Raw genomic sequence first — 8,807 nt, forward strand, 5'->3', positions numbered from 1 at the left:
ACTATAAATTAGCCTTTATCCAGGTTAAGGTCTTTCCGAAAAGGTCATCAGTCAAGGGTGGATAATATTTCATATCTCCCCAGAAAGGCGGATCATTGCTTTTTAAAAGCTCAGAGGTGCCATTCCTCGAATACAGGCTCCTCAATCTCTCTAACTCCGGCTCAAAGTCAGTTGAATTCTGGGAAAACTGGAACAGCAGCGCCTTTCCTTTGAATTTTTTGTCTTCAGCCAAAAGATCTACCTTTGAGACCTGTTCATAAAGTTCTCTGGTGATCTCATGTCCTTCGACGTTAATCTTTCTCCCTTCCTTTAACCCTTTAATCAGATCCTCACGGGTGTAAAGCACCCTTTTATAAACAACCACCTGATGAGTCAAGTTCATCCTCAAGAGCTGAAGCAGATAGTCATTCCCTTTTAAGATTGGAGCCCAGAGGATTAAAGCATCCGAAAGTCCCTTATTCTCTGCGGAGAGAGAGGCTAAAGTGGCTCCGAACCTGACCCCTAAGAGGGCTAATCTATCAACTGAGGTTTTTCCCCTGAAGAAATCCAGAGCCGAGGAGATGTCATTTAAACGGGTTTGTAGAGTAGCTTCTTCAAACTCACCCTGACTGTCACCATCTCCGTAATAATCGAAACGCATCACGCTAAACCCGGAGGAAGATAAAAGGCGGGAAAAATCCACCAGCACACGGTGGACGTGAAGTTTTTCCTCAAACAGGGGATGGCAGATCAGAACTCCTTTAGAACCTGGCTTTTCAGGATAATGCATTATTCCGAAAAGCTCTTTCCTGGAGCTGTTTTTGAAATAGAAGTGCTCTTCCATCTAAAGCTCTACTTTTAGATAGTCTATCTGGGAATATTTTCCGTTTTTATCCTTATGCTCATGGATTCCCAAGCCCTGCCTGAAGGCACAGTGCAGGTGGTCATGGTCATCCGGAGGCATAGAGCCAGTGGGCCACTGAGTATGGAGAAGATCCTGCATAACCGTGTCCAAGGCAACAGGGTCTAAGGAGAAAAATAGAGTGTTGGGTGATTTGTTCCCGAAGGTAGACCAGCTTTCCGGGGTGGCGTTATACGATTTTGCGCCAAAAAGACCGTCTCCAACCGTCAGCCTTATCTTGTCTTTTATATGGGTATTCATAAAGATATCAACTAATGGATTTTTTTCTAAATCGTAAAGGTAAGGATGAATATCCCCATAGCCCGGCCCGTTGATTGTTCCCAGATGAAGCTTGAAGCCTCCGGAGACTCCGGTGGAATGGGCTTTTAATAAGGGAACGCTGATCAAATGCTGAGCATTGACCAGCACATCCGTGATCTGGTGAGAAGGGATATTTGAATTGGAAAAAGTTACGATCCTGGATGGGTCGGTGCTGTCGAAACCAGCTTTCAAGTTTCCGTTTTGTCCTTGGTAATCATAAAATCGGACTCCAGAATAAGGACAGCCGGAGGTAAATCTGACAGGCAAAGTCCTGGAGGCATCATATACCCAGATGTCTGAGCCCGGAATTCCAATCCTGGTCAGCCCGGAGATTATAGAATTGATCGGCTCTATTACTGCATCTATTAAATTGCCAGAAGGATCGTAGCTTTCGGTGCAATTGAAATTAACCCGGATTGCGATTTTATCCCCGGAGCTGTAAGAGCTCATGATCCTCTGCCAGGCAGAAACTGCATCCGAAAGTCCAGTTAGCTCGCATACACCTCTATCCACCATCGTGTCCACTAAGCTCTGGTTAACATAATCTCCATAATAGCCACTGGCAAAATCCCAGTTGGTGGCGTTCGGGTTATGAATCTGGACTACCCGGGTTGCAGGTATATTCCTGATCAAACTTTTTGCCTCTCCTTTCAGGGCTTCAGGTAAAAAGATTATCCCTCCTCCCATGCCTAATCCGATATTTTTGAGAAAATCTCTTCTGCGCATATTTTCCTCCGAATATTCGATTATTTACAATATAAACGGAAAGGGTTAAAATCCAAAGAATTTTAATCCCCTTATCTTTTAAACGTAACTTTAGCGAGATTCTATTTGAGCCCCGAAATTATCAGGAGTTCAATCCAGCATACCAGTCCAGGGTTATCTTCAAGCCTTCTTCAAATCCGGTTTTTACCTGGTAGTCCAAAAGTTTTTTGGCTTTGTTGATATCACCCAACGAGTGCTTGACATCTCCCGGCTTAGGATCGGAATAGACCGGCTCCACTTTCTTCCCGCTCAAGCGCACCAGGTTGTTCCAGAGCTGGTTTAAAGTGTATCTCTGGTTGCAGGCGATATTGATGCTTTCCCCGGCAACAGAAGATACTTTACAGGCGCTCAGATTGGCATCCACTACATTTTCCACATAGGTAAAATCCCTGGATTGTTCACCATCCCCGAAGATACTGGGCTTATTTACTTTCAAAAGAGCCATTATAAACCTGGGAATTACCCCGGCATATTCTGAGTTCGGGTTCTGCCTTGGACCAAACACGTTAAAATACCTTAAAGAAACAGTTTCCAGTCCATAAACCTTGTAGAATACCTGACAGTATTCCTCTCCAGCCAATTTGCTGATGGCATAGGGAGAGATCGGGTTCGGGCACATCGTTTCCACTTTAGGCAAAGTGGGGGTATCTCCATAAACTGAAGAGGAAGAGGCATAAATAAATCTTTTTACCTGGTGGATTTTGGCAGCTTCCAAAAGGTTTAAGGTCCCGTTGATGTTGACCTCATTGGTAGTCAGAGGGTTTTTTATAGACCTTTGAACCGAGGTTAAGGCTGCCTGATGCAGGATGAAGTCAACCCCTTCTACTGTTTTGATGACTGTCCAGAAATCTCTGATGTCTCCTTCTACCAGTTCGATCTTATCCAGGAGATCTTTCAGATTTTCCCTTCTGCCAGAGGAGAAATTGTCCAATACCCTGACTTTTTCTCCAGCCTGGACTAATTTCTCGACTATATGGGAGCCGATAAAACCAGCTCCACCAGTGACTAAATATAACATATCAATTCAGGTTAAGTTTTTTCTTAACCAGCTCCACTGTGTTCTGGTCTTCTGCCTGTTCTAACCTTTTCAAAGCCTCATCTCTTTCGAGATAACCTTCCCTGACCAGCTTGGCTAACTCGAAGGCATAAGGGTGAAATCCAAATCTCTGTTTATGTACTAAATTGGCAAAGGAGTTCAAAAGGCAGTTAGTCGAGTTCGAGTCGGTATCAACTGGCATATTCCAACCGAGCCTTTCGATCTTTGTGAATATTTTCTTCTCATCGTATTCCAGAAAAGCTAAAGGGCTGATATTATAAGGAAAATTCTCTTTTTGCTCGAAATGATTCTCCTCTAAAAAATAAGGATTAATCTTTTCGCCCGCGATCCTGAAAAGAGGCTCTTTGATGGCATTCTGCATCCCTTTCAGCATGGAGGGGTTGTTCTTGAAAATGGAGGCGGAAATCGGTGCCTGTCCTGGTGACCAGCCATAAGTGATAAAGGGAATCTTCTTTTCCAGAGCCAGTCGCAAAGTGGTGAACTTGACAATCCCCATACAGGAGGTGCAGATGGTGCTTGCCCGGTCTAAAGTTTTGCGGGAGAAGATGTCATCTTTTGTCCCGGTCAAAAAAATCTTTTTCAAAAGGCTGAAATCCGGCTTGAAAAAAATATGGTCAACTCCCAAATTCTCCACCACCTGCCGGATATTCTTAAAAGCCTGTTCTGATAAAAAGCCATTATCAAAGGTCAGAGCTAAGATTTTAAGGTCGTATTTTTCTTTCAAAATGCTCAGAGTATAGGTGCTGTCTTTTCCGCCGGAGTAAGCCATTAAAGCGTCGTAGGAAGAGGAGTTTTTAAATTTGTCCAGAAGCTCCTGGAACTTCTGCAGGTATTTCACCTTCTCTTTTTCCAGATATTCTTTTCCCTTGAACTCCTGGCAGAAGTTACAGACCCCTCTGGAGTCAAAACTGATGCCAGGAAAGGTCTCTGGTAGCACGCAATTGGTACAGATTTTCATAGGATTTCACTCTCCGGTCATCATCTCATTCTGCCGACAATCCGACATTCTGTGCCAGCCAAGTCCCCTGACTTGGCTGGTTTTAACCCCGTCGGGTCGGGGGACCCGACGGTCACAGAGCAATCAGGCAACTACGTGCTCGATAAATCGAGCGACTACATCCGAATATTGTAGTTGCCCAATTCATTGGGCTTTTTTTATGCCTGATAAATCAGGCAACTACAGGCTCGATAAATCGAGCAACTACAATTCCTCAGAGCAGATTCGGGGCATTCTGGTTCAAATGAACTGAGGCTTTCCTTTTCTGGTCAAAATCCCGATAGACTCTTGTTATCTGCTCCTCTGAAAGGTTCAATACCTGGCTCACCTTTGAAAGAGGGACCTTGTTTTCCTGAGCATACAAAAGCAAGTCTAAAAGGTCATAAGGCATACAGAAGAAAAATTCCTGGTCTGATACCACTGCTGAAAAAGTATCCGGGCTAGGGACTCGCTTGATTATCTCCTCCGGAATCTCCAGAAATTTCGCTAATTGGTATACCTGAGTTTTATAAAGATGAGCGATCGGCTCCAGATCAACTCCTCCATCTCCGAATTTCACGTAAAAACCCTGAGCATATTCGCTCAGATTGGTTGTGCCAATGACCAAATAGTTATGTTTTTCCGCATAATAGTAAAGCTGGATCATCCGGCTTCTCTGTTTTATATCCGTGGCAGCCACGATTCCTAAAAGTCCCTCTTTGGAAAGGCGGAAACTTTTCTCCTCTCCTTGGTGGCTTATTACCTTCAAGCTGAAATAATTAATCCGGTCCCTTTCTAATAAGTCCTGGGGAAGCCCGATTTTTATTTTATAGGAACGGTCATAAGCGGGGAAAATCTTTTCAATTACCTCGTCCCTCTTTTTATAACATCCCAGACTTTCCAGGGCTTGAGTCAGGTCGACTTTTTCGGTTCTTATGCCCAGTTTCTTAGCTAAGAGTTCCCCATAGGTTAAGCTTATCGGATTCGATTCTTTCTCTGGCAGAAAGACCCCTAAAACCTTATCCTTGCCCAAAGCCCTGACCGATAAAGCAGCAGTTAGAGCTGAGTCTATGCCTCCGCTTATCCCCACCACTGCGCCCTCTCTTCTGAAATGCGTAAAAATCTGTTCTTTAATGAATTCGCAAATCCTTTCGCACTCTATCTCAGGATTTATATCCAGAATTTTTTTGTGAAACTCCATTTTCCTCTCCTTACTTCAAACCGACTTTTCTTATTTTCCCAGATTCTGTCTTGGGCAGGATCTCGACTAATTCCACAGATTTTGGCACCATAAAATCTTCTAAGCTCTTTTGACAGTGTCTCAGGATATCTTTTTCCGAAAGGATTACTCCTTCTTTCAAAACCACAAAGGCTTTGATCGCCTGACCCAAAATATCATCCGGCACTCCAACAACTGCTGCCTCTAATACACCTTCAAGATTATATAAAACATTCTCGATTTCCTTTGGGCTTACCTTTTCTCCCCGGCATTTGATTATGTCATCTTTTCTTCCTATGAAATACAAAAACCCTTCTTCGTCCATCCTGAATAAGTCACCTGTATATAAAACCCTTTCCCAGGGCAGGGGACCCGGTTTCAGAACCTTTGCGGTTTCTTCTGGGAGTTCCCAGTAACCAAGCATAACGTTTGAGCCACGCACCACAAGCTCCCCGACCTCTCCCGTTTCCACCTTTTGTCCACTCTCATTCACTATATAGACCTCCTCATTTGGCATTCCCTTTCCGATTGAGTTAGGTCTTCTGTCAAGCTCTTCTGGAGGAAGATAGGATACTCTCTTGCATTCGGTCAAACCGTACATTGAATACAATTTTGCTTTTGGGAAAGTCTCCCTGATTTTCTTTATGAAGGCAACAGGTAAAGCTGCAGCGGTGTTGGAGATATATCTTAAGGAATCGAAATTCTGTTTTTTCAAGTCTTCTAATTGAAGCAGGATGGCGAAAATGGTTGGGACTCCTGGAAATCCGGTAACTTTTTCCTTTAGCATCAGATCGATTATCACATAAGGATATAAAAAGCTCTTCTCTAAGATGACTCTTCCACCGATTTTAAATCCCATCAGGACCTGATAAAGTCCATAGTCGAAAGACAAAGGTAAGACGTTGAGGATGACATCATCGCTGGTATTCTCCAGATATTGAGTGATGGAGTTTGCCGCAGATACCATATTCAAGTGAGATAGCATCACCCCTTTGGGGTTTCCGGTTGTGCCGGATGTATAGATTATGCTTGCCAGGTCGAGATCGATATTTTTGTTCTCCAGAGAATTGTCAGGATAGGAGCGTAAAACCTTGTCAAAGTAAGAGACCTTTTTGTCAGGTACGAACATTTTCACTTCAGATTCCTGCTTACCTGCGAGGATAACAGATTTGACTGAGGGTGCTTTCTGTAAAACCTCCTGGATGAGATCCAGTTTATCAGAACCAGTGATTAAAGCTTTGACCCGGCAATTGTTTAAGATATAGGTGAGCTTGTCTTTCTTGGTGGTTGGGTTGATAACCACGAAAACTGCATCTGCTTTTAAGATTCCGAAGATGGATAAAACCGCCTCAACTGAGTTCTCTAAGAAAATCGCAACCCGGTCGCCCCTTTCCACTCCAAAGTCTTTCAGACCCTTGGCTAATCTATTGGCAGAGCTATCGATCTGCTGATAGGTTAATCTTTCGCCCTGGCAGACTAAGGCGATCTTATCTGGAAATTTTTCAGCACTTTTTTCAAGGAAATGATTTAAAAGCATAATGAAATCTTCTTTTCAGGATTAAGTTTATTATTCCTGTTTTCTCTGGATATAGGCTATCAAATTCTGGATGGAATCCAGATTCTCCGGGACAAGCTCCTCATCCTCCACCTTGATCTTGTAGGTCTCCTCGATGAAATTGACCAGCTCTAAAACCCCGGTGGAATCGATTATCCCGTTCTGCAGAAACGACTCGTCTTCTTTAATAGCCCGGTTCTTGTCCCCCAAGAGGAAGTTATTCTGGATAAAAGTCCTAATTTTTTCCTCCATAACCATTTTCTCTCCTTAGTTTGCTTAAAATAAAAATCAGGAACCTTTACTATTTCTTAATACCCATAGTTACCTTTAGTTTATCGGAACTATTATTTACTGGTTTAACTTATATACAGTAGAAGATTGAATTTGTCAAGATTTTTAAGTGAGGGTTTTCGCGGAAGATTGGAGTGTAAAGCTTTAGCTTTACCTTAGAAAGGGAGTCAGGAGGTAACTCCTGACTCCACCAGTAAAAGGAGAGGCCTTTCAAAAGATTAGTTTTTTCAATAAGAAGGTTTACAAAGTTGGTTAAAATGGAAGATCGTAACTACCTATTTTCACAGGCATCCAGGGATACATATCAGTATCAGAGATGAAATGACTAGGTACATAACCTAAACTGCCCCAGTACTCGGGTGAATCATTTTCTTTGACAGGAGTTGAAAGACTACCTATGTCCATAGACCAGAATGCATCCTTACCAGAACCTCGCAATTTATTTAATATCACTACAGCATCAACTATTCTACCACTAGCTAGATTATCTTGCGTTATCATCTCCTGCTCTTTTGAGATGAGTAATAGAAGCTCCTCTAGAGCCTTTTTAATCTGTGCGTACTCTTTTGACAACACCTCGTGGTTAAAAACCATTGATATTCTCTTACTAAATTTCACATTCCTTTTTTCATCCATACGAGTATAGGGCACCTCTTCAGAAATGTAAGTTAGGAGATTACATAAAACTGGATATTGCTCTACAATTGCTGATGTCTTAATATTTAAAATTCTATAACGAATGAGTGCTTCGGTATTTGACATCTGTTGTTTCAATAATGGACAATCGTAAGCCAAAGTTATTCTTATCCAATTCTCGTCATTACTTTGATTAAAAGATAGAGTGCAGTTTTCAGTCCCAAGAGTCCTTAACTCTTTGTACCAATTTTCATCCATATTAGTAGGGATAATTTTGTTACAAGTCATCATTTCAAATAGACATTTTTCTACCTCCGCCAAGACATGTTTAGCGTTTTGCTTTATGACATCAACATCGTCCTCCTTGATTGGCCTGAAGTGAGCAAGAGAATTTCGAATAGCACCTATTTCATCTAATTTATTTTTAATAATCTCTTTGCTACCTAGGAAATATTTCCTGAAATATTTCCAATATGATTCAGAGGTTATCAAGCGTATAAGTTCACCACTTGTTAGATGTAGCATGGGACAGTTAATGGCATAACCAAGATATCCATAGGTGCTGGCCTGTGCCATCCTTTTTTTTGCAATAGATTTAATCGTGCTTTCTTCTGAATCATCACTTGTAATGTTTAGATCTAGCCATTTTTCGTGAAATTCATTTTTTAACACAGCATATACAAAGACACGAAGAGCATTTTCCACACGAAATAAGATTGTCAAAGTCTCATAATAATATAAAGGTAACCATTCTCCAGGTATGTCAATATTACGCCCTTCTTTTTCAACTGCTTTTTTCCAATCCATGTTAATTAGCTCCTTTATCTTAATTACTAAGACAAATTGCTTTTCTGTATATATCTAAAATATATGTAGTTTTGAACTTAGCAACAGGAAAAAACAGAAAAAGGAAAGGTTTTTAAAATTGGGCACTATCTAAATTTCTCTTGACTTAGTCTTTAAATTATTGCTAAATATAATTCCTGAATATAGTTGTAACAGGGCGTCCAATTGGACGCCCCTACGTAGACTGGACAAATCGTCATTCTGAGCACCAAAGGCGAAGAATCTCAGATTCTTCGGTCGTCTCGCCAAAAGCGGACTCCC

At 41.8% G+C, this 8,807-nt stretch carries 8 protein-coding genes; all 8 read right to left on the minus strand.

What is annotated here, in order from left to right; genetic code table 11:
- Position 1 precedes the first annotated feature (1 nt).
- On the minus strand, positions 2-823 hold the full coding sequence (locus MUP17_07080; GenBank protein MCJ7458737.1) for an alpha/beta hydrolase: 822 nt from the start codon (positions 821-823) through the stop codon (positions 2-4).
- Positions 824-1,927, minus strand: coding sequence for a DUF362 domain-containing protein (locus MUP17_07085; GenBank protein MCJ7458738.1), 1,104 nt, complete (start codon positions 1,925-1,927; stop codon positions 824-826).
- Between the two features lie 121 nt (positions 1,928-2,048).
- Positions 2,049-2,984 (minus strand): SDR family oxidoreductase, encoded by a 936-nt coding sequence (locus MUP17_07090; protein ID MCJ7458739.1) that lies wholly within the window; start codon positions 2,982-2,984, stop codon positions 2,049-2,051.
- 1 nt (position 2,985) lies between these two features.
- Positions 2,986-3,981, minus strand: coding sequence for a 7-cyano-7-deazaguanine synthase (locus MUP17_07095; protein MCJ7458740.1), 996 nt, complete (start codon positions 3,979-3,981; stop codon positions 2,986-2,988).
- Positions 3,982-4,234: 253 nt separating this feature from the next.
- A complete protein-coding gene (gene nadE, locus MUP17_07100; GenBank protein MCJ7458741.1) occupies positions 4,235-5,200 on the minus strand; it encodes an NAD(+) synthase in 966 nt (321 codons plus the stop codon).
- A 10-nt stretch (positions 5,201-5,210) separates the two neighbouring features.
- A complete protein-coding gene (locus MUP17_07105) occupies positions 5,211-6,755 on the minus strand; it encodes an AMP-binding protein (protein ID MCJ7458742.1) in 1,545 nt (514 codons plus the stop codon).
- Between the two features lie 30 nt (positions 6,756-6,785).
- Entirely contained in the window at positions 6,786-7,025 is a 240-nt protein-coding gene (locus tag MUP17_07110; protein ID MCJ7458743.1) for an acyl carrier protein, read from the minus strand.
- Positions 7,026-7,316: 291 nt separating this feature from the next.
- Positions 7,317-8,507: a Swt1 family HEPN domain-containing protein gene (locus MUP17_07115; GenBank protein ID MCJ7458744.1), complete on the minus strand. Its 1,191-nt coding sequence runs from the start codon at positions 8,505-8,507 to the stop codon at positions 7,317-7,319.
- Positions 8,508-8,807 lie beyond the last annotated feature (300 nt).

The organism is Candidatus Zixiibacteriota bacterium (assembly GCA_022865345.1).
In the GTDB taxonomy this organism is placed as follows: Bacteria; Zixibacteria; MSB-5A5; order MSB-5A5; family RBG-16-43-9; genus RBG-16-43-9.